Below are 19,637 nucleotides of genomic sequence, written 5' to 3'. Positions count from 1 at the left end.
CCCTAAACCATTCTTACTTGATAAAGCCTTTATAATGGCGCTTGACCAACTGTGCTTCGAGCTGCTTCATTGTTTCCAGGGCGACGCCGACAACGATCAGCAGGCTTGTTCCGCCTATCTGGGCTGATTGAGGCAGATTCGCGATCTGGATGAACAAAACAGGAAGCACGGCAATAACAGCCAGGAATATCGCACCGACGAAAGTCAGGCGGTACAGGACACGCGTAAAGTATTCCTGAGTGCTTTTACCCGGGCGGATTCCCGGAATATAGCCGCTCTGCTTTTGCAGATTTTCAGCAGCCTGTTCAGGGTTCACCTGGATAAACGCATAGAAATAAGTAAACGCGATAATCAAGGCTGCATATAGCACCATCCCGATAGGATGGGTATAGTCGAATACACGCTGGATCCAAAGTGTCACATCATTTGTTGGGAAGAATGACGCGATTGTCTTCGGAGTAACGATGAACGAAACAGCAAAAATGACTGGTATAACACCCGCCGCGTTTACTTTCAACGGCATGTGAGTTGATTGCCCACCTACTGGCGTACGGCCGGCTGTCATTCTTTTTGCATACTGAATCGGAATTTTCCTGACTGCCTGCTGGACAAAGATGACACCGACTACGATGGCAACCACAGCAAGCGCGATTAATATAACTGTCAGGATATTGATGAACAGTTTATCTCCTGCATTTTGGAACTGCTGGATATAAATCTGGTTGATTGTATTCGGAATTCCTGCAGCAATACCAGCAAAGATGATAATGGATATCCCGTTTCCAACACCTTTTGCAGTAATTTGTTCGCCAAGCCACATTAGGAAGGCTGTACCAGCTGTCAGCACGGTTGCAATCAGCAGATACGTCCCAATTCCCGAACTTTCGATCAAACGGCCCTGGGCCATGTTATTGAACCCATAGGACATGCCCAATGCCTGGATAAATCCAAGTACAATTGTAAAATAGCGGGTAAACTGTGCCAGTTTCCTTCTGCCGGCATCGCCCTGCTTAGACCACTCTGTAAACTTCGGGACAACATCCATTTGCAAAAGCTGGATGATGATTGAAGCAGTGATGTAAGGCATGATGCCCATGGCGAGAATCGAGAAGTTTTTAAGTGCTCCTCCTCCAAATGTATTCAGAACCCCAAATACACTGAATTGATCCTGGGCAGCAAGAATATCCGCATTTACATTTGGCACCGGAATGAAGGTGCCGATACGGAAGACTACTAACATTAAAAGGGTGAAGATAATTTTGCTCCTTATTTCACCCACGCGCATAAAATTGGAGATTGTCCGGAACATTAAATCACCTCAGTGTTTCCACCGGCAGCTTCGATTGCTTCCTTGGCAGCAGAGGAAAATTTATGAGCTTTTACAGTCAATTTTTTCTCAACGTTCCCTTTTGCAAGAATCTTGATTCCTGCTTTTTCGTTCTTGACCAGGCCAGCTTCGATTAGAAGTTCTGGAGTAACTTCTGTACCGTCTTCAAAGCTGTTCAAGGCATCAAGGTTAACAATCGCATATTCCTTACGGTTGATGTTTGTGAAACCGCGCTTAGGCAGACGACGGAATAAAGGCGTTTGACCACCTTCAAAACCTAGACGAACACCACCGCCGGAACGGGCATTTTGACCTTTATGACCTTTACCAGCAGTTTTACCTTGACCAGATCCGATACCACGTCCTAGACGCTTACGTTCTTTTCGGGAACCTTCTGCAGGCTTTAGTTCATGAAGTTTCATTTGGGCACCTCCTTATTGAAAGAAAAGAATCGTTTATTGCTCTTTAACCGTTACAAGGTGAGCAACCTTGTTGATCATACCGCGAATTGCCGCGTTATCCTGCTGTTCAACTGTCTGGTTCACTTTTCGCAAGCCGAGAGCCTTAACTGTTTCACGCTGGTCCTGCGGACGGCCGATCACGCTTCTAGTGAGGGTAATTTCCAATTTGTTAGCCATGTGATTTCCCTCCTTATCCTAGCAGTTCTTCTACTGATTTTCCGCGCAGCTTCGCAACTTCTTCAGCACTCTTAAGTTGCTTGATGCCGTCAATCGTAGCACGAACCACGTTGATTGGCGTATTGGTTCCAAGTGATTTTGAAAGGATATCGGAAATCCCCGCAAGCTCAAGTACCGCACGGACTGGACCGCCAGCGATAACTCCTGTACCTTCATATGCAGGCTTCAAAAGAATTTCACCAGCTCCGAAACGGCCGATTACCTGGTGAGGAATTGTAGTTCCAACCATCGGTACAGATACCAGGTTTTTCTTTGCATCTTCGATTGCTTTACGGATCGCATCAGGTACTTCCTGTGCTTTACCTGTGCCAAAGCCGACATGGCCATTCCTGTCTCCAACTACGACAAGAGCTGTAAAACGGAAACGGCGTCCGCCTTTAACAACTTTCGCTACACGGTTTACCGTAACTACGCGTTCTTCTAGTTCTAGTTTGTTTGGGTCAATGCGACGCATCTTTGTGTGTCCCTCCTTTGTCTATTAAAATTGCAGTCCGTTTTCACGAGCGGCATCGGCAAGTGTCTGGATGCGGCCATGGTACAAGTACCCTCCGCGGTCGAAGACAACAGAAGAGATGCCTTTTTCGACTGCACGCTTTGCAATAAGTTCTCCGACTTTTTGGGCAGCTTCTTTATTTGCGGAAGATTCCAGTCCGAAATCTTTTTCCATTGTTGAAGCACTCGCAAGAGTCACTCCGTTAACATCGTCGATTAGCTGAGCGTAAATGTGTTTGTTGGAACGGAACACATTCAGACGTGGACGGGCAGCAGTTCCGCTTAGTTTTGAACGGACGCGTGCGTGCCTTTTCTTACGGCTCACGTTTTTGTCAAGCTTCGTAATCATTTACGTCACTCCTTTCGTATTACTATGCGGCTTTACTTACCTTTTTTACCTTCCTTACGGCGGACAACTTCACCTTCATAGCGGATCCCTTTGCCTTTGTAAGGCTCTGGAGGACGTACGCCGCGGATGTTTGCAGCAAGTGCTCCGACGCGTTCTTTGTCAAAACCTTTAACAATTACTTTTGTATTTGCAGGCACTTCGATTTCGATGCCTTTTTCAGGTTCGATTTCAACTGGATGGGAATATCCTACGTTAAGTACAAGCTTGGTGCCCTGCTTGGAAGCACGGTAACCAACCCCTACAAGCTCCAAACCTTTTTCGAAGCCCTTGGATACACCTTCAACCATGTTTGCGAGTACAGCGCGAGTAGTACCGTGCAAGGCACGTACTTCCTTCACATCGGAAGGGCGAGTAATCGTAATGGTATTATCCTCTATCTGGATGCTGATTTCAGGGCTGAATGAACGAACGAGTTCACCTTTAGGACCCTTAACTGTAATCGTGTTTTTATCTTGAGTAACCGTAACTCCTGCTGGAATTTCGATTGGTTTTTTCCCTATGCGAGACATTTAGTGCACCTCCATTCATTCAAAAACTTTCTTACCAGACGTATGCTAGCACTTCTCCGCCGATTTGCTTGGCGCGAGCTTCTTTGTCAGTAACAACACCTTGAGAAGTCGATACGAGGGCGATTCCAAGGCCGTTCAGTACGCGCGGCACTTCGTTTGACTTTGCGTATACGCGAAGGCCAGGCTTTGAAATCCTCTTAAGGCCAGTGATAACGCGCTCGTTGTTGGCACCGTACTTCAGGAAAATACGGATGATGCCTTGTTTGTTATCTTCAATCAGTTCTACATCACGTACGAATCCTTCACGTTTCAGGATTTCAGCGATTTCTTTTTTGATATTGGAAGCAGGTACTTCCAGCTTTTCGTGGCGGACCATGTTCGCGTTACGAATGCGGGTAAGCATATCTGCAATTGGATCTGTCATGACCATTTATTTTTACCTCCTTCCCAAACTTGGGTTTTACCAGCTTGCTTTTTTCACACCAGGAATCTGGCCTTTGTATGCTAATTCACGGAAACAAATACGGCAAAGCTTAAATTTGCGGTATACAGAGTGTGGACGTCCACAGCGTTCGCAGCGGGTATACTCCTGTACCTTGTATTTAGGCGTGCGTTTTTGCTTCGCAATCATTGACTTTTTAGCCACGTTTTCGCCTCCCTTATTTTCAGATTACTTCTGGAACGGCATTCCAAACTGAGTTAAAAGTTCACGTGCTTCTTCATCAGTGTTGGCTGTCGTTACGATAACGATATCCATACCACGAACCTTGCTTACTTTATCGTAATCAATTTCAGGGAAGATCAATTGTTCTTTCACACCAAGAGTATAGTTGCCGCGGCCGTCGAATGCTTTCTTGGAAATCCCGCGGAAGTCACGAACCCGTGGCAGAGAGACTGAAATTAATTTATCAAGGAATTCATACATGCGTTCACCGCGCAGGGTTACTTTCGCACCGATCGGCATACCTTCACGAAGGCGGAAACCCGCGATAGACTTTTTCGCACGTGTAACGACAGGTTTTTGGCCAGTGATGGTAGTAAGCTCTTCCACAGCGTTGTCAAGAGCTTTCGCATTTGCGACTGCATCACCGACACCCATGTTTACAACGATTTTTTCTACTTTCGGAACCTGCATAACAGATTTATAGCTGAACTTGCTCATTAGAGCAGGAGTAATATCATTTACAAACTTTTCCTTTAGGCGGCTCATTTAGTGTACCTCCCTTCTTCATGAACTATTTATCTAGTACTTCACCGGATTTTGTTACGCGTACTTTCTTGCCGTCAACAACCTTGTAGCCTACACGGCTTGGTTTTCCGGATTTGTCGATCGGCATGACGTTCGATACATGGACAGGTGCTTCCTGGCTGTTGATGCCGCCCTGGGGATTCGCCTGGGAAGGCTTGGAATGCTTCTTGACGATGTTAACTCCCTCTACAAGGACACGGTTTTGTTTCGGATAAGCTTCCAGGATTGTTCCTGTTTTGCCTTTATCCTTGCCAGAGATGACCATTACTTTGTCACCTTTTTTTACGTGCATCTGTGCGCACCTCCTTAAAGGCATTTAGGATTGTTTTATTTCATAGTGCTGCTAATTAAAGTACTTCTGGAGCAAGGGAAATGATTTTCATAAAGTTGCTGTCACGAAGCTCGCGGGCAACTGGTCCGAAAATACGTGTTCCACGTGGGCTCTTGTCATCACGGATAATTACACATGCGTTTTCGTCAAACTTAATGTAAGTACCGTCAGGACGGCGCGCGCCAGTTTTTGTCCGTACGATTACGGCCCTAACTACGTCGCCTTTTTTAACAACGCCACCTGGTGTTGCTTGTTTCACAGTGCAGACGATCACATCACCGATATTGGCGGTTTTACGTCCGGAGCCACCAAGCACTTTAATTGTCAGAACTTCACGGGCACCAGAATTGTCAGCAACTTTTAAACGTGTTTCCTGTTGAATCATGCGTGTAACCTCCCTTCGGATGATAACTTATCCGAACAATTAAATAATAACTGCTTTTTCAACCACTTCGATTAGGCGGAAGCGTTTTGTAGCGGAAAGCGGGCGAGTTTCCATGATGCGTACAATATCACCAATTTTTGCCTGGTTTTGCTCATCATGCGCCTTGAATTTTTTAGAGTACTTAACGCGTTTACCATAAAGAGGATGCTTTTTGTGTGTTTCGACTAAAACAGTAACGGTCTTATCCATTTTGTCGGAAACAACGCGTCCGGTGTAAACTTTGCGTTGATTGCGTTCGCTCATTATGCGGACCTCCTCTCAATTATCGATTGTTAACGCCGATTTCTCTTTCACGGACAACAGTTTTCATGCGGGCGATCGACTTGCGCACTTCCCTGATGCGGGCAGTGTTTTCAAGCTGTCCAGTCGCCAATTGAAAGCGAAGGTTGAATAATTCTTCCTTTAATGATTTAACTTTTTGTTCTAATTCGGCAGTGGTTAGGTCACGAAGTTCATTAGCTTTCATTTGATTCACCACCAATTTCTTCTCGTTTTACAAACTTGCACTTAACTGGAAGTTTGTGCGCTGCAAGGCGAAGGGCCTCACGTGCGATTTCCTCGGATACGCCAGCAATTTCAAACATGATCTTGCCAGGCTTTACTACTGCTACCCAGCCTTCAGGAGAACCTTTACCGGAACCCATCCGCACTTCAAGAGGTTTTGCAGTATATGGCTTATGAGGGAAAATTTTAATCCAAACTTTACCGCCACGCTTCATGTAGCGAGTCATCGCGATACGGGCAGATTCGATTTGGCGGTTTGTGATCCAGGAGGCTTCAGTTGCCTGCAAACCGAATTCACCGAAAGTTACTTCAGTTCCGCCTTTTGCTTGTCCGCGCATTTTTCCACGGTGTACACGGCGGTATTTTACACGCTTAGGCAATAACATGATTATTTGCCTCCTTCCTCGGTTTTCTTCTTCGTTGGAAGGACTTCACCCTTGTAGATCCATACTTTTACGCCAAGTTTGCCGTAAGTTGTATCAGCTTCTGCAGTTGCATAGTCGATGTCTGCACGAAGTGTATGAAGGGGAACAGTTCCTTCGCTGTAATGTTCAGAACGGGCGATATCTGCACCGCCAAGACGGCCGGATACCATTGTTTTGATACCTTTTGCACCTGCACGCATTGCACGCTGGATAACTTGCTTTTGCGCACGGCGGAAAGATACACGGTTTTCTAATTGACGAGCGATGTTTTCAGCAACAAGCTTCGCATCGATGTCAGCTCTCTTAATTTCAAGGATATTAATGTGGACACGCTTGCCAGTAAGTTGGTTCAACGCTTTACGGAGCGCTTCAACTTCTGTTCCGCCTTTTCCAATTACCATACCTGGCTTTGCAGTGTGGACAGTAACGTTTACACGGTTAGCAGCGCGTTCGATTTCTACTTTAGATACAGATGCGTCTTTCAGGCGCTTCTGGATGTATTCACGAACTTTAATATCTTCATGAAGAAGATCAGCGAAGTCTTTGCCTGCGTACCACTTGGATTCCCAATCTTTGATGATCCCGATACGCAAACCGACTGGATTTACTTTTTGACCCACTAATTATCCCTCCTTCTTTTCTGATAAAACGATTGTAATGTGGCTCGTGCGCTTATTGATTGCACTTGCGCGGCCTTGTGCACGCGGACGGAAACGCTTGAGTGTTGGACCTTCGTCAACAAACGCTTGTTCAACCACAAGGTTGTTTACATCCATTTCATAGTTGTGCTCCGCGTTAGCCATAGCGGATTTCAATACTTTTTCAACGATTGGAGAAGCAGCTTTCGGAGTCAATGTCAAAATTGCCACCGCTTCACCAACTTGCTTGCCTCGAATAAGGTCTACGACTAAACGAGCTTTACGAGGAGCAATACGGACTGTTCTTGCAACAGCTTTAGCTTGCATGGTGTGATGCCCTCCTCTCATTAACGTCTGGTTTTCTTATCGTCACTGCCATGACCTTTATAAGCACGTGTTGGAGCGAATTCTCCAAGCTTGTGCCCTACCATGTCCTCAGTGATATATACAGGTACATGCTTACGACCATCGTACACAGCAATTGTGTGGCCGATGAATTGTGGGAAAATTGTTGAACGGCGTGACCATGTCTTAATAACATGCTTGCTGTCAGTACCTAGGCTTTCGACCTTTTTCATCAAATGATCATCAACAAAAGGTCCTTTTTTCAAACTGCGACCCATGAGGGTACCTCCCTTCGAGACCGTTCTACGGTTCTTTTGGCGAACCGTAGTTCAATCACGTTATTTTTTACGGCGTCGTACAATGAATTTATCGGACTTGTTCTTCTTCTTGCGCGTTTTGCGTCCAAGAGTTGGTTTGCCCCAAGGTGACATTGGTGATTTACGTCCGATTGGTGAGCGTCCTTCACCACCGCCATGCGGGTGATCGTTCGGGTTCATAACCGATCCACGAACTGTTGGGCGTTTGCCTAACCAGCGTGAACGTCCTGCTTTACCAATGTTGACAAGTTCATGCTGCTCATTGCCAACCTGGCCGATAGATGCGCGGCAAGTAGCAAGGATCATGCGAACTTCACCGGAGTTCAAACGTACAAGTACGTATTTTCCTTCTTTACCAAGAACCTGTGCAGATGTTCCTGCTGAACGGACCAACTGGCCGCCTTTTCCTGGCTTTAACTCAATGTTGTGAACAACTGTACCGACAGGGATGTTTGCTAGTGGAAGCGCATTTCCTGTTTTGATATCAGCTTCTGGGCCTGACATTACTTCCATGCCAACCTTAAGGTTTTTAGGAGCAAGGATGTAACGCTTTTCCCCATCAACATAGTTGATTAGTGCAATATTTGCGGAACGGTTTGGATCATATTCAATAGTGGCAACGCGTCCTGGAATGCCATCTTTGTCGCGTTTAAAGTCGATTAGACGGTATTGACGCTTATGGCCGCCACCTTGATGACGAACAGTTAACTTACCCTGGTTGTTACGGCCGCCTTTTCTTGTCAGCGGAGCCAACAAGGACTTTTCTGGAGTATCTGTAGTGATTTCAGCGAAATCAAGAACAGTCATTCCGCGACGACCGTTAGAGGTAGGTTTGTACTTTTTAATCGCCATTTCTATTCCCTCCTCTTCTAGTTAAATTCTAGGATTCAAAAATTTCGATTTCTTTGCTATCGGCAGTCAATTTAACAATCGCTTTGCGGCGTTTGTTTGTGTATCCGCCAAACTTGCCCATGCGCTTGAATTTACCTTTGTAGTTCATGATGTTTACTTTCTCAACATCAACGCCAAAGATTGTTTCAACAGCATCTTTAACTTGTGTTTTATTAGCTCTTACGTCAACTTCGAACGTATATTTCTTTTCAGCCATCAAATCTGTAGAACGTTCAGTGATAACGGGGCGCTTAATGACATCGCGTGCATCCATTATGCAAGCACCTCCTCTACTTTTTCGACCGCTGCTTTAGTGATGATCAGCTTGTCATGGTTAAGGACATCCACTACGCTGATTCCGTTGGCTGCTACTACTGTAACGCCAGGAATGTTCCTTGCAGACAAAGCTACATTCTCATCAAGGTCAGCAGTTACAACAAGTGCTTTCTTTTCTACTGAAAGTCCCTTCAGGACATTCAAGAAGTCTTTTGTTTTTGGCGCTTCGAAAGCAAGGCTTTCAAGAACCAGGATGTTTTCTTCTAGAACCTTTGTAGATAAAGCTGATTTAATTGCAAGTCGGCGTACCTTCCTTGGCAATTTATAGCTGTAGCTGCGTGGTACTGGTCCGAAAACTGTTCCGCCGCCTCTCCATTGTGGTGAACGGATGGAACCTTGGCGCGCACGGCCTGTTCCTTTTTGTCTCCACGGCTTGCGTCCGCCGCCGGCTACTTCGGAACGGATTTTTGTTTTATGTGTTCCCTGGCGCATTGAAGCCCTTTGCATCAATACGGCTTCAAAAAGCACGTGCTGGTTTGGCTCAATGCCGAAAACTGTATCATTAAGTTCGATTTCCCCTACTTGGGAACCGCTTTGGTTAAACAATGCTACTTTAGGCATTCCTTTGTTCCTCCTTTCTTAAGAAGTCCTTATGCTTTAATCGCACTTTTGACTTTAATTAATGCTTTTCTTGGTCCAGGCACGTTGCCTTTTACAAGAAGAAGGTTGCGCTCTGCATCCACTTTTACGATTTCAAGATTTTGAACCGTAACAACTTCCCCACCCATTTGTCCTGGCAATGCTTTGCCTTTGAAAACGCGGTTAGGAGCTACTGGACCCATAGAACCTGGGCGGCGGTGGTAACGGGAACCGTGAGCCATAGGTCCGCGGGATTGTCCGTGGCGCTTGATCGAGCCTTGGAATCCTTTACCTTTCGATACTCCGGTTACATCCACGATGTCGCCTTCTGCAAAAATATCAACTTTGACTTCCTGACCAACTTCATATGCTGCCAAGTCTACTCCGCGGAATTCGCGAACGAAGCGCTTAGGAGCAGTATTCGCTTTTGCGACATGTCCCTTTTCAGGCTTATTGGCAAGCTTTTCACGTTTGTCTTCAAAACCGATCTGAACAGCTTCGTAACCATCTGTTTCAACCGTTTTCTTTTGAAGGACAACGTTGGCAGCCGCCTCAATAACTGTTACAGGGATTAAGTTGCCGTTCTCTGCAAATACTTGAGTCATACCAATCTTTCTTCCTAAGATTCCTTTGGTCATTCGTCACACCTCCTGATTAAAATGTTTTATGATGTTATAATTTGATTTCGATATCAACGCCGGATGGCAGGTCCAAACGCATTAGTGAATCAACTGTTTGTGGAGTTGGGTTCACAATGTCGATCAGACGCTTATGTGTACGCATCTCGAATTGCTCGCGGGAATCCTTGTACTTGTGCACCGCACGAAGGATTGTGTAAACCGCCTTTTCAGTTGGCAGCGGAATCGGGCCGGATACTGCAGCGCCTGAACGCTTGGCTGTTTCCACGATTTTTTCAGCTGACTGATCTAGAATCCTGTGATCATACGCTTTTAAACGGATACGAATTTTTTGTTTTGCCATTATTTTTTCCCTCCTTTTCGCCTATTTTCAAAATAGACATTCTCAGTGAAAATCTCCTGCCACACTCGCCATGGCAAAGCGGCCGGGTGTGTCAGCAACCTCTCACATCATCGCAGTCAAAGACCAACATTGTCTATTATACATAAAACATTTCCTGAACGCAATAAAATTCAGGAGTTTTTTATGTTTAGCACACTTTTAATATTATAGCGGCCCATTGCCCTGATTGCAATGGTTTCTTTACTAACATTTAATGGAGAAGCTATTGAGCAGATTGCTTTTCCCCTCTTTCCTGCCAAGAGAACGAAAAGGGGCGGGAAATACAGCCTATTATATAGAAGGAACTCGGTTCCTGTCGAAAAAAAACCATAAAAAAGCGGATGGGTCGTCACCCATCCGCTTTGTATTAGTATAATTATTCTACAATAGTAGCAACAACGCCAGCGCCTACTGTACGTCCGCCTTCACGAATAGAGAACTTAGTTCCTTCTTCGATCGCAACTGGAGCGATAAGCTCAACTGACATTTCGATGTTGTCGCCAGGCATAACCATTTCTACGCCTTCTGGAAGATTACAGATACCTGTAATGTCAGAAGTACGGAAATAGAATTGTGGGCGGTAGTTAGTGAAGAATGGAGTATGACGTCCACCTTCCTCTTTAGACAAAACGTAAACTTCCGCTTTGAACTTTGTGTGTGGAGTGATGGACTTTGGCTTTGCCAAAACTTGTCCACGCTCGATTTCTTCACGGGCTACGCCACGAAGAAGGGCACCGATGTTGTCGCCAGCTTCTGCATAGTCAAGAAGCTTACGGAACATTTCAACGCCTGTTACAGTTGTAGATTTTGGCTCTTCAGTGAAACCAACGATTTCAACTACGTCACCGACTTTAACTTGTCCGCGCTCTACACGTCCAGTAGCAACTGTTCCACGGCCAGTGATGGAGAATACATCCTCAACAGGCATCATGAATGGCTTTTCAGTGTCACGAGCTGGAGTTGGGATATAGCTGTCAACAGCATCCATAAGTTCGATGATTTTTGCTTCCCAATCACCTTCGCCTTCAAGAGCTTTAAGAGCAGAACCTTTGATAACTGGAGTGTCATCGCCAGGGAACTCATACTCAGTAAGAAGGTCGCGGATTTCCATTTCAACTAGCTCAAGTAGCTCTTCGTCGTCTACCATGTCGCACTTGTTCATGAATACAACAAGGTAAGGAACGCCTACCTGACGGGAAAGAAGGATGTGCTCACGAGTTTGTGGCATTGGGCCGTCAGTAGCGGATACTACAAGGATACCGCCGTCCATTTGAGCTGCGCCAGTGATCATGTTCTTAACATAGTCAGCGTGTCCTGGGCAGTCAACGTGTGCATAGTGACGGTTAGCAGTTTCGTATTCAACGTGAGAAGTTGAGATTGTGATTCCACGCTCTTTTTCTTCAGGAGCGTTATCGATTTGATCGTAACCGCGCGCTTCACCGCCGCCAGCTTTTGAAAGGACAGTTGTGATTGCAGCAGTCAAAGTAGTTTTACCATGGTCAACGTGACCAATTGTTCCAATGTTAACGTGTGGCTTGGAACGGTCGAATTTAGCTTTACCCATTAGGATTTCCTCCTTTAATTTGAAAAAATTAAGTATTGTTAGAGACTGGAGATGGCAAGCCATCCCCAGCTTATGCTTACATTAGTAGTTATACTTTATTAAAAGGTGAAAATCAATTATTCACCTTTATTTTTTTTGATGATTTCTTCAGAAATAGACTTTGGAACTTCCTCGTAGTGGTCAAAATGCATTGAGAACACTCCGCGTCCCTGTGTGCTGGAACGAAGGGAAGTTGCATAACCAAACATTTCTGATAGTGGAACCATCGCACGGACTACCTGTGCGTTTCCGCGGGCATCCATACCTTCAACGCGGCCACGGCGTGCTGTAATCTGTCCCATGATATCGCCAAGATATTCTTCAGGGATTACAACTTCAACCCTCATGACCGGCTCAAGAATGACCGGATTACACTTTGATGCTGCATTTTTAAGTGCCATTGAAGCGGCAATCTTAAACGCCATTTCAGATGAGTCAACATCATGGTAAGATCCGTCAAAGAGCCTTGCTTTTATATCTACTAGCGGATAGCCGGCAAGGACGCCTCTTTCAAGTGCATCTTCAAGACCTGCCTGTACCGCCGGAATGTATTCACGAGGAACGACACCGCCGACGATTCCGTTTTCAAACTCAAAGCCTTTGCCTTCTTCGTTTGGAGAGAACTCAATCCAAACGTGTCCGTATTGTCCGCGTCCACCGGATTGGCGGGCAAATTTGCCTTCAACCTGTGCGGATCCACGGAATGTCTCGCGGTAGGCAACCTGTGGTGCACCCACATTTGCTTCTACTTTGAACTCACGGCGCATACGGTCTACTAGGATATCAAGGTGAAGCTCACCCATACCCGCGATGATAACCTGTCCAGTTTCCTGATCAGTGTGCGCGCGGAATGTCGGATCTTCTTCCTGAAGCTTTTGAAGAGCAGTGGACATTTTGTCCTGGTCAGCTTTTGACTTTGGCTCTACAGAAAGCTGGATAACTGGCTCAGGGAATTGCATGGACTCAAGAATAACAAGACTCTTTTCATCGCAAAGCGTATCTCCTGTAGTAGTATCCTTCAACCCAACTGCAGCGGCAATGTCACCGGCAAAAACCTTTGAGATTTCCTGACGGCTGTTGGCGTGCATTTGCAGGATACGTCCAACGCGCTCACGTTTGCCCTTAGTGGAGTTCTGGACATATGAACCAGATTCCAGCATACCGGAATATACGCGGAAGAACGTTAGTTTACCTACATATGGGTCAGTCATTACTTTAAATGCAAGAGCAGCGAATGGCTCTTCATCGCTTGAGTGCTTTTCAACAATTTCCTCTTCCGAACCTGGCACGTGGCCATTAATAGCCGGTACATCAAGCGGAGAAGGAAGATAATCGATTACCGCATCAAGCATCAATTGAACACCCTTGTTTTTAAATGCGGATCCGCAGATAACTGGGTAGAATTCAACGTTTACAGTACCTTTACGGATAGCAGCCTTGATTTCTTGAACCGTCAGCTCTTCCCCGCCAAGGTATTTTTCCATTAATTCCTCGTCAAGCTCGGCGATTGCTTCGAGTAGCTTTTCACGATACTCTTCAGCCAATTCGCGATACTCTTCAGGAATTTCACGAACTTCAATATCAGTTCCAAGGTCATTGCCGTAGAAAGTAGCTTTCATTTCTACAAGGTCAATGATTCCCTCAAACTTGTCTTCCGCACCAATTGGAAGTTGGATTGCGTGGGCATTTGCCTGAAGACGGTCATGAAGTGTGCCTACTGAATAAAGGAAGTCTGCACCGATCTTATCCATTTTGTTAACGAATACTACCCGTGGAACTCCATAAGTAGTTGCCTGGCGCCAAACTGTTTCAGTTTGTGGCTCAACGCCGGATTGGGCATCAAGGACAGCAACCGCACCATCAAGTACACGGAGGGAACGCTCAACCTCTACTGTGAAGTCTACGTGTCCTGGTGTATCGATGATATTTACGCGGTGGCCCTTCCATTGTGCAGTTGTTGCAGCGGAAGTGATCGTGATCCCACGCTCTTGCTCCTGCTCCATCCAGTCCATCTGGGCTGCACCCTCGTGGGTTTCACCAATTTTATGAATACGGCCTGTGTAATAAAGGACGCGTTCAGTGGTGGTCGTTTTCCCCGCATCAATATGGGCCATGATGCCGATATTACGAGTATTTTCCAAGGAGAACTCTCTTGCCATTGGGTCTTTCTCCTTCCTTGTATGAGTGTTTTAGATATCCGTCCGGCAGCTATGTACCAACGGGTACCTGAAGCCGGGCAAAACGCCCGGCACAGGAATGATAGCTTGTCTTGCTTCCGCGCCTGCTAAGCGGCGCTTCCACTTTTAATTCTATCTAGCTGCAGTGCCCAGCGTCTAGAGTCCTTCGCTCTCCTCCTTACGATAAGTCAACATCGATTCACTTCGTTCATCGTGTTTCCTTTATCTCGTTCGGAGCGCTCCAGCCCTTACGCCGCTAAACGGGCACTTCCGCTTTTAATTCTACCAGCGATAGTGTGCGAATGCTTTGTTGGCTTCCGCCATTTTATGTGTGTCTTCACGCTTCTTGACAGATGCACCGCTGTTGTTGGCGGCATCCATGATTTCAGCTGCAAGACGCTGTTCCATTGTCTTCTCACCACGAAGGCGGGAATAGTTTACTAACCAGCGAAGACCAAGAGTTGTGCGGCGGTCAGGACGCACCTCAACAGGAACTTGATAGTTTGCACCACCTACACGGCGGGCTCTAACTTCAAGAACAGGCATGATGTTCTTAAGTGCTGCATCAAAAACTTCCATTGGCTCTTTACCAGTGCGCTCACGGATGATGTCGAACGCGTTATAAAGAATCGCCTGGGAAGTACCTCTTTTACCGTCGATCATCATTTTGTTGATCAGGCGGGTAACTAGCTTCGAATTGTAAAGTGGATCCGGTAATACGTCTCTCTTTGCAACAGGACCTTTACGAGGCATATTTTTTCCTCCTTTCAAAAAAGCTTCTATTTAGAATGGATTAATTATTTCTTTGCTGCTTTCGGACGCTTAGTACCGTATTTTGAACGGCTTTGCATACGGTTGTTAACGCCAGCTGTATCAAGCGCGCCACGTACGATGTGGTAACGGACACCCGGTAAGTCTTTTACACGGCCGCCACGGATCAGAACAACACTGTGCTCTTGAAGGTTATGGCCGATACCTGGGATATACGCAGTTACCTCGATACCGTTAGTCAAGCGCACACGTGCGTATTTACGGAGCGCTGAGTTCGGTTTCTTTGGAGTCATCGTACCAACACGGGTGCAAACTCCGCGTTTTTGAGGTGATGATACGTTTGTTTGTGATTTTTTAAAGCTGTTGTAACCTTTATTAAGCGCAGGAGATTTAGAAGTTTCCTCAACGGATTTACGAGGCTTGCGCACTAATTGGTTAATTGTAGGCATGTTTTTTCCTCCCTTCACGACATTTGGTAGACCCACACATCCAGGTGGTTCTTTTTTTTGCAAAAACAAAGTTCTTGCAGCAGCATCTGCAAAAACAGTTTTTAACGGACTATGGCGACAGCAGACGTTCCCACTTTAATGCCGCTTGCCTTTCCGAGTTTTTTCATCGAATCGACCTTCAGCACCGGTATGCCGAGTTTATTGGCTGCTTCCTCCGCGGCGGCTGTCAACTTAGGATCAGCATCTGCGGCTACAACCAGTTCTCTGGCACTTCCATCTTCGAGCGCCCTCACTGCCTGTTTAGTTCCTATCAGGATTTTCCTGGCCTGTGTTACTTTTTCATAAGACACGTTCATATCCTCCAAAGCGTACAGGTGAATAGGAGCACCTTTGCTATATTACCACCATGAATATTAGATGTCAACTAATCTTCTTCACTTTTGTGTGTTTTTTAATAAATCCGGCACCAGCTTAGTCGGCTGGTGCCGGCGTTCTAAACATAAGCTTATTCGATCGTAATGCCTTCTTCCTCACGAAGGACTGGCTCTGCTTTGCGGTAGCGCTGCATGCCTGTTCCCGCAGGAATCAGTTTCCCGATGATGACATTTTCCTTCAGGCCGAGAAGTTCATCCCGTTTACCTTTGATGGCAGCGTCGGTAAGGACACGGGTCGTTTCCTGGAAGGATGCCGCTGACAGGAATGAATCTGTTTCGAGCGATGCTTTCGTGATACCAAGCAGGACTGGGCGTCCGGTTGCCGGCATTTTCCCGCTGAGCAATGCTTTTTCGTTCGCATCCGTAAATTGATGGATGTCGAGCAGCATACCAGGGAGGACATCAGTTTCACCCGCATCAATGACCCTGATTTTGCGAAGCATTTGGCGCACCATCACTTCGATGTGCTTATCGCCGATTTCAACGCCCTGCATCCGGTAAACTTTTTGTACCTCACGAAGCAGGTATTCCTGTACGGTACCAACATCTGTAACTTTCAGTAGTTCCTTCGGATCGATGGAACCTTCTGTCAGTTCCTGGCCTCGATCTACTTTATCATTCACAGCGACTTTAAGCCTGGCTGTGTATGGAGCAGTATAGGTCCTCGATTCAACCTCACCCTGAACGACGATTTCCTGCTGGCGGTCACGGCCTTCGTTGATGCCGACCACAACTCCTTCAAGCTCAGCAATAACAGCCTGGCCTTTCGGATTCCGCGCTTCAAACAATTCCTGGATACGCGGCAAACCTTGGGTAATATCGTCTCCAGCTACACCGCCTGTATGGAACGTACGCATTGTAAGCTGTGTTCCCGGTTCCCCGATGGACTGGGCAGCGATGATTCCGACAGCTTCGCCCACTTCGACTTGCTGGCCGGTTGCCAGGTTGCGTCCATAACACTTCTTACATACGCCGTGGCGGGTGTTACAAGTAAATGCGGAACGAATTGTAACTTCTTCAATTCCAGCTTTGACAACTTCAACAGAAAGATCCTCAGTAATCAGCCCGTTTTCAGGCACAATGATTTCGCCTGTCTCCGGATGTTTGATATTCCTTCTGGCATACCTGCCGATCAATCGTTCATCAAGCGGCTCGATTACTTCAGTGCCATCTCTTAACGCACGGATCAACAGACCGCGGTCTGTTCCGCAATCATCTTCACGGACGATAACATCCTGGGCAACGTCGACAAGACGGCGGGTAAGGTAACCTGAGTCAGCCGTTTTAAGAGCTGTATCGGCAAGTCCTTTACGGGCTCCGTGTGTGGAAATAAAGTATTCCAATACAGTCAAGCCTTCACGGAAGGACGATTTGATCGGCAATTCGATAATCCGTCCGGCCGGGTTCGCCATAAGGCCGCGCATACCAGCAAGCTGGGTGAAGTTGGACGCGTTACCACGGGCTCCGGAATCACTCATCATGAAGATTGGGTTCGTTTTATTCAGGGACTGCATCAGCTTGCCCTGAATTACATCCTTCGCCTGGCTCCAAATCGAAATAACTCGGTCATAGCGCTCATCTTCGGTAATCAAACCGCGTCTGAACTGCTTCTGGACATTATCCACTTTGCTTTGTGCATCTTTGAGGATTTCTTCCTTCTCTCCAAGGACGACAATATCCGCAACACCGACTGTAATTCCGGCTTTTGTTGAATATTTGAAACCGAGATCCTTCATCCGGTCAAGCATTTTGGATGTTTCAGTAATTTTGAATCGCTTGAATACTTCAGCGATGATATTTCCAAGAATCTTCTTCTTGAACGGCTCAACCAGCGGCTTTTCCTTGATTTTTGCCGGAATATCAGAACCCTTTTCCACAAAATAAATCTCAGGTGTTTTTACTTGAAGATTATGTTTTGTCGGCTCGTTAATGTAAGGGAACGTTTTTGGCAAAATTTCGTTGAAAATAAGTTTTCCGACAGTTGTCAGCAACAGCTGCTGATTTTGCTCATCTGTAAAGGTTTCGTTCTTCAGTGAACCCGCATGGACGGCAACCCGCGTATGGAGATGCACATAGCCATTTTGATAAGCAATCAATGCTTCGTTTGTATCCTTGAAAATCATCCCTTCACCGATGGCTCCTTCGCGTTCCAAAGTCAGGTAATAGTTACCTAATACCATGTCCTGGGAAGGCGTAACAACCGGCTTTCCATCTTTCGGATTCAGGATGTTCTGGGCGGCAAGCATGAGAAGCCTTGCTTCTGCCTGCGCTTCAGCTGAAAGAGGTACGTGGACGGCCATCTGGTCACCATCGAAGTCCGCGTTGTAAGCAGTACATACGAGTGGATGCAGACGGATTGCGCGCCCTTCAACAAGCGTAGGCTCGAATGCCTGGATTCCCAGCCTGTGAAGAGTCGGTGCGCGGTTCAGAAGTACCGGATGTTCGCGGATAACTTCCTCGAGTACATCCCAGACTTCCGGCTGGACTCTTTCGATTTTGCGCTTAGCTGATTTGATATTATGGGCAAGACCCTTTTCAACAAGCTCTTTCATCACAAAAGGCTTGAACAATTCAAGTGCCATTTCTTTTGGAAGACCACACTGATACATCTTCAGGTTCGGCCCAACGACAATTACGGAACGACCGGAATAGTCGACACGCTTACCAAGAAGGTTTTGGCGGAAACGCCCTTGCTTCCCTTTAAGCATGTGGGAAAGTGACTTGAGCGGGCGGTTACCTGGACCAGTCACAGGACGGCCGCGGCGGCCGTTATCAATCAAGGCATCAACAGCTTCCTGAAGCATGCGCTTTTCGTTCTGGACGATGATGCTTGGCGCACCAAGGTCAAGAAGGCGCTTCAGACGGTTATTCCGGTTGATGACCCGGCGGTACAGATCGTTCAGGTCGGATGTCGCAAAACGTCCTCCGTCCAACTGGACCATCGGGCGCAGTTCTGGAGGAATGACTGGAAGGACATCAAGAACCATCCATGACGGTTCATTGCCCGAACCGCGGAATGCTTCAAGAACTTCCAGGCGCTTGATGGCGCGTGTGCGGCGCTGTCCCTGCGCTGTTTTCAGTTCTTCCTTTAAAGCTTCCGCTTCTTTATTCAGGTCAATATCATAGAGCAATTTGCGGATAGCTTCCGCTCCCATGGACGCCTGAAACTTATTGCCGTATTTTTCACGGTATGCACGATATTCTTTTTCAGACAACAGCTGCTTTTTTTCAAGCGCGGTGTCCCCTGATTCAGTCACGACATAAGACGCAAAATAAATAACTTCCTCAAGCGCTCTTGGTGACATGTCCAGGACAAGTCCCATCCTGCTCGGGATTCCTTTGAAATACCAAATATGGGAAACAGGTGCTGCAAGCTCGATATGGCCCATCCGTTCACGGCGGACTTTCGCGCGGGTTACTTCAACGCCGCATCGGTCACAGACGACTCCCTTATATCGGACGCGCTTATATTTTCCGCAATGGCATTCCCAGTCCTTAGTCGGTCCGAAAATCCTTTCACAGAAAAGGCCGTCTTTTTCTGGCTTTAATGTACGATAGTTGATGGTTTCCGGCTTTTTCACTTCACCAAATGACCACGAACGGATCTTGTCAGGTGATGCAAGGCCGATTTTCATATACTCAAAATTATTAACATCCAGCAAGGGGCCTACCTCCCTTTTAATCTCCA

General features: G+C 46.6%; 28 protein-coding genes. All 28 read right to left on the bottom strand.

Annotation, left to right across the window (positions count from 1 at the left end; translation table 11 throughout):
- Positions 1–13 precede the first annotated feature (13 nt).
- Positions 14–1,309 (bottom strand): preprotein translocase subunit SecY, encoded by a 1,296-nt coding sequence (gene secY, locus BN1002_RS00260; RefSeq protein WP_048823026.1) that lies wholly within the window; start codon positions 1,307–1,309, stop codon positions 14–16.
- A complete protein-coding gene (gene rplO, locus BN1002_RS00255; RefSeq protein ID WP_048823025.1) occupies positions 1,309–1,749 on the bottom strand; it encodes a 50S ribosomal protein L15 in 441 nt (146 codons plus the stop codon). Before rplO ends, secY begins: the two co-directional genes overlap by 1 nt.
- A 33-nt stretch (positions 1,750–1,782) precedes the next feature.
- The gene (gene rpmD / locus BN1002_RS00250) at positions 1,783–1,965 is read right to left on the bottom strand and encodes a 50S ribosomal protein L30 (protein ID WP_048823024.1); all 183 of its coding nucleotides are present in this window, start codon (positions 1,963–1,965) and stop codon (positions 1,783–1,785) included.
- A gap of 13 nt (positions 1,966–1,978) precedes the next feature.
- A complete protein-coding gene (gene rpsE, locus BN1002_RS00245; RefSeq protein WP_048823023.1) occupies positions 1,979–2,479 on the bottom strand; it encodes a 30S ribosomal protein S5 in 501 nt (166 codons plus the stop codon).
- Between the two features lie 24 nt (positions 2,480–2,503).
- The gene (gene rplR, locus BN1002_RS00240) at positions 2,504–2,866 is read right to left on the bottom strand and encodes a 50S ribosomal protein L18 (protein WP_048823022.1); all 363 of its coding nucleotides are present in this window, start codon (positions 2,864–2,866) and stop codon (positions 2,504–2,506) included.
- Between the two features lie 32 nt (positions 2,867–2,898).
- Complete coding sequence (rplF, locus tag BN1002_RS00235; RefSeq protein WP_048823021.1) at positions 2,899–3,435, bottom strand: 50S ribosomal protein L6; 537 nt, start codon at positions 3,433–3,435, stop codon at positions 2,899–2,901.
- Positions 3,436–3,466: 31 nt separating this feature from the next.
- On the bottom strand, positions 3,467–3,865 hold the full coding sequence (rpsH, locus tag BN1002_RS00230; RefSeq protein ID WP_048823020.1) for a 30S ribosomal protein S8: 399 nt from the start codon (positions 3,863–3,865) through the stop codon (positions 3,467–3,469).
- 30 nt (positions 3,866–3,895) lie between these two features.
- Positions 3,896–4,081 carry a 30S ribosomal protein S14 gene (gene rpsN / locus BN1002_RS23100; RefSeq protein WP_009499044.1) on the bottom strand — a complete coding sequence of 62 codons (186 nt, stop codon included), beginning with the start codon at positions 4,079–4,081 and terminating at the stop codon, positions 3,896–3,898.
- Positions 4,082–4,105: 24 nt separating this feature from the next.
- The gene (rplE, locus tag BN1002_RS00225; protein ID WP_048823019.1) at positions 4,106–4,645 is read right to left on the bottom strand and encodes a 50S ribosomal protein L5; all 540 of its coding nucleotides are present in this window, start codon (positions 4,643–4,645) and stop codon (positions 4,106–4,108) included.
- Positions 4,646–4,670: 25 nt separating this feature from the next.
- Positions 4,671–4,976, bottom strand: coding sequence for a 50S ribosomal protein L24 (rplX, locus tag BN1002_RS00220; RefSeq protein ID WP_048823018.1), 306 nt, complete (start codon positions 4,974–4,976; stop codon positions 4,671–4,673).
- Between the two features lie 55 nt (positions 4,977–5,031).
- Complete coding sequence (gene rplN / locus BN1002_RS00215) at positions 5,032–5,400, bottom strand: 50S ribosomal protein L14 (RefSeq protein ID WP_048823017.1); 369 nt, start codon at positions 5,398–5,400, stop codon at positions 5,032–5,034.
- A 39-nt stretch (positions 5,401–5,439) separates the two neighbouring features.
- Positions 5,440–5,703 (bottom strand): 30S ribosomal protein S17, encoded by a 264-nt coding sequence (rpsQ, locus tag BN1002_RS00210; protein ID WP_048823016.1) that lies wholly within the window; start codon positions 5,701–5,703, stop codon positions 5,440–5,442.
- 19 nt (positions 5,704–5,722) lie between these two features.
- Positions 5,723–5,926, bottom strand: coding sequence for a 50S ribosomal protein L29 (gene rpmC / locus BN1002_RS00205; RefSeq protein WP_043931561.1), 204 nt, complete (start codon positions 5,924–5,926; stop codon positions 5,723–5,725).
- Positions 5,916–6,350 carry a 50S ribosomal protein L16 gene (gene rplP, locus BN1002_RS00200; protein WP_048823015.1) on the bottom strand — a complete coding sequence of 145 codons (435 nt, stop codon included), beginning with the start codon at positions 6,348–6,350 and terminating at the stop codon, positions 5,916–5,918. The genes rpmC and rplP overlap by 11 nt, the downstream gene beginning before the upstream one ends.
- Positions 6,351–6,352: 2 nt before the next feature.
- Positions 6,353–7,009 carry a 30S ribosomal protein S3 gene (rpsC, locus tag BN1002_RS00195; RefSeq protein WP_048823014.1) on the bottom strand — a complete coding sequence of 219 codons (657 nt, stop codon included), beginning with the start codon at positions 7,007–7,009 and terminating at the stop codon, positions 6,353–6,355.
- A gap of 3 nt (positions 7,010–7,012) precedes the next feature.
- The gene (gene rplV / locus BN1002_RS00190) at positions 7,013–7,354 is read right to left on the bottom strand and encodes a 50S ribosomal protein L22 (protein WP_043931564.1); all 342 of its coding nucleotides are present in this window, start codon (positions 7,352–7,354) and stop codon (positions 7,013–7,015) included.
- A gap of 20 nt (positions 7,355–7,374) precedes the next feature.
- On the bottom strand, positions 7,375–7,650 hold the full coding sequence (rpsS, locus tag BN1002_RS00185; RefSeq protein ID WP_048823013.1) for a 30S ribosomal protein S19: 276 nt from the start codon (positions 7,648–7,650) through the stop codon (positions 7,375–7,377).
- A gap of 60 nt (positions 7,651–7,710) precedes the next feature.
- Positions 7,711–8,541, bottom strand: a complete 831-nt coding sequence (gene rplB / locus BN1002_RS00180) for a 50S ribosomal protein L2 (RefSeq protein WP_048823012.1) — start codon at positions 8,539–8,541, stop codon at positions 7,711–7,713.
- A 28-nt stretch (positions 8,542–8,569) separates the two neighbouring features.
- Positions 8,570–8,857: a 50S ribosomal protein L23 gene (rplW, locus tag BN1002_RS00175; protein ID WP_197072847.1), complete on the bottom strand. Its 288-nt coding sequence runs from the start codon at positions 8,855–8,857 to the stop codon at positions 8,570–8,572.
- Positions 8,854–9,477, bottom strand: a complete 624-nt coding sequence (gene rplD / locus BN1002_RS00170) for a 50S ribosomal protein L4 (protein WP_048823010.1) — start codon at positions 9,475–9,477, stop codon at positions 8,854–8,856. Before rplD ends, rplW begins: the two co-directional genes overlap by 4 nt.
- Positions 9,478–9,506: 29 nt before the next feature.
- Positions 9,507–10,133: a 50S ribosomal protein L3 gene (gene rplC, locus BN1002_RS00165; RefSeq protein ID WP_048823009.1), complete on the bottom strand. Its 627-nt coding sequence runs from the start codon at positions 10,131–10,133 to the stop codon at positions 9,507–9,509.
- A 34-nt stretch (positions 10,134–10,167) separates the two neighbouring features.
- Positions 10,168–10,476 (bottom strand): 30S ribosomal protein S10, encoded by a 309-nt coding sequence (gene rpsJ, locus BN1002_RS00160; RefSeq protein ID WP_048823008.1) that lies wholly within the window; start codon positions 10,474–10,476, stop codon positions 10,168–10,170.
- A gap of 415 nt (positions 10,477–10,891) precedes the next feature.
- The gene (gene tuf / locus BN1002_RS00155) at positions 10,892–12,079 is read right to left on the bottom strand and encodes an elongation factor Tu (RefSeq protein ID WP_048823007.1); all 1,188 of its coding nucleotides are present in this window, start codon (positions 12,077–12,079) and stop codon (positions 10,892–10,894) included.
- Positions 12,080–12,195: 116 nt separating this feature from the next.
- On the bottom strand, positions 12,196–14,277 hold the full coding sequence (gene fusA / locus BN1002_RS00150; RefSeq protein WP_048823006.1) for an elongation factor G: 2,082 nt from the start codon (positions 14,275–14,277) through the stop codon (positions 12,196–12,198).
- A gap of 300 nt (positions 14,278–14,577) precedes the next feature.
- Positions 14,578–15,048, bottom strand: coding sequence for a 30S ribosomal protein S7 (gene rpsG, locus BN1002_RS00145; protein ID WP_048823005.1), 471 nt, complete (start codon positions 15,046–15,048; stop codon positions 14,578–14,580).
- 44 nt (positions 15,049–15,092) lie between these two features.
- Positions 15,093–15,515, bottom strand: a complete 423-nt coding sequence (rpsL, locus tag BN1002_RS00140) for a 30S ribosomal protein S12 (RefSeq protein WP_048823004.1) — start codon at positions 15,513–15,515, stop codon at positions 15,093–15,095.
- Between the two features lie 101 nt (positions 15,516–15,616).
- Positions 15,617–15,865: a 50S ribosomal protein L7ae-like protein gene (locus BN1002_RS00135; RefSeq protein ID WP_048823003.1), complete on the bottom strand. Its 249-nt coding sequence runs from the start codon at positions 15,863–15,865 to the stop codon at positions 15,617–15,619.
- 155 nt (positions 15,866–16,020) lie between these two features.
- Positions 16,021–19,611, bottom strand: a complete 3,591-nt coding sequence (rpoC, locus tag BN1002_RS00130) for a DNA-directed RNA polymerase subunit beta' (protein WP_048823002.1) — start codon at positions 19,609–19,611, stop codon at positions 16,021–16,023.
- Between the last annotated feature and the right edge of the window lie 26 nt (positions 19,612–19,637).

It is taken from the genome of Bacillus sp. B-jedd (assembly GCF_000821085.1).
Lineage (GTDB): Bacteria > Bacillota > Bacilli > Bacillales > Cytobacillaceae > Bacillus_D.
Note: the sequence above shows the minus strand (reverse complement) of the source record. Positions and strands in the feature narration are given on the sequence as shown.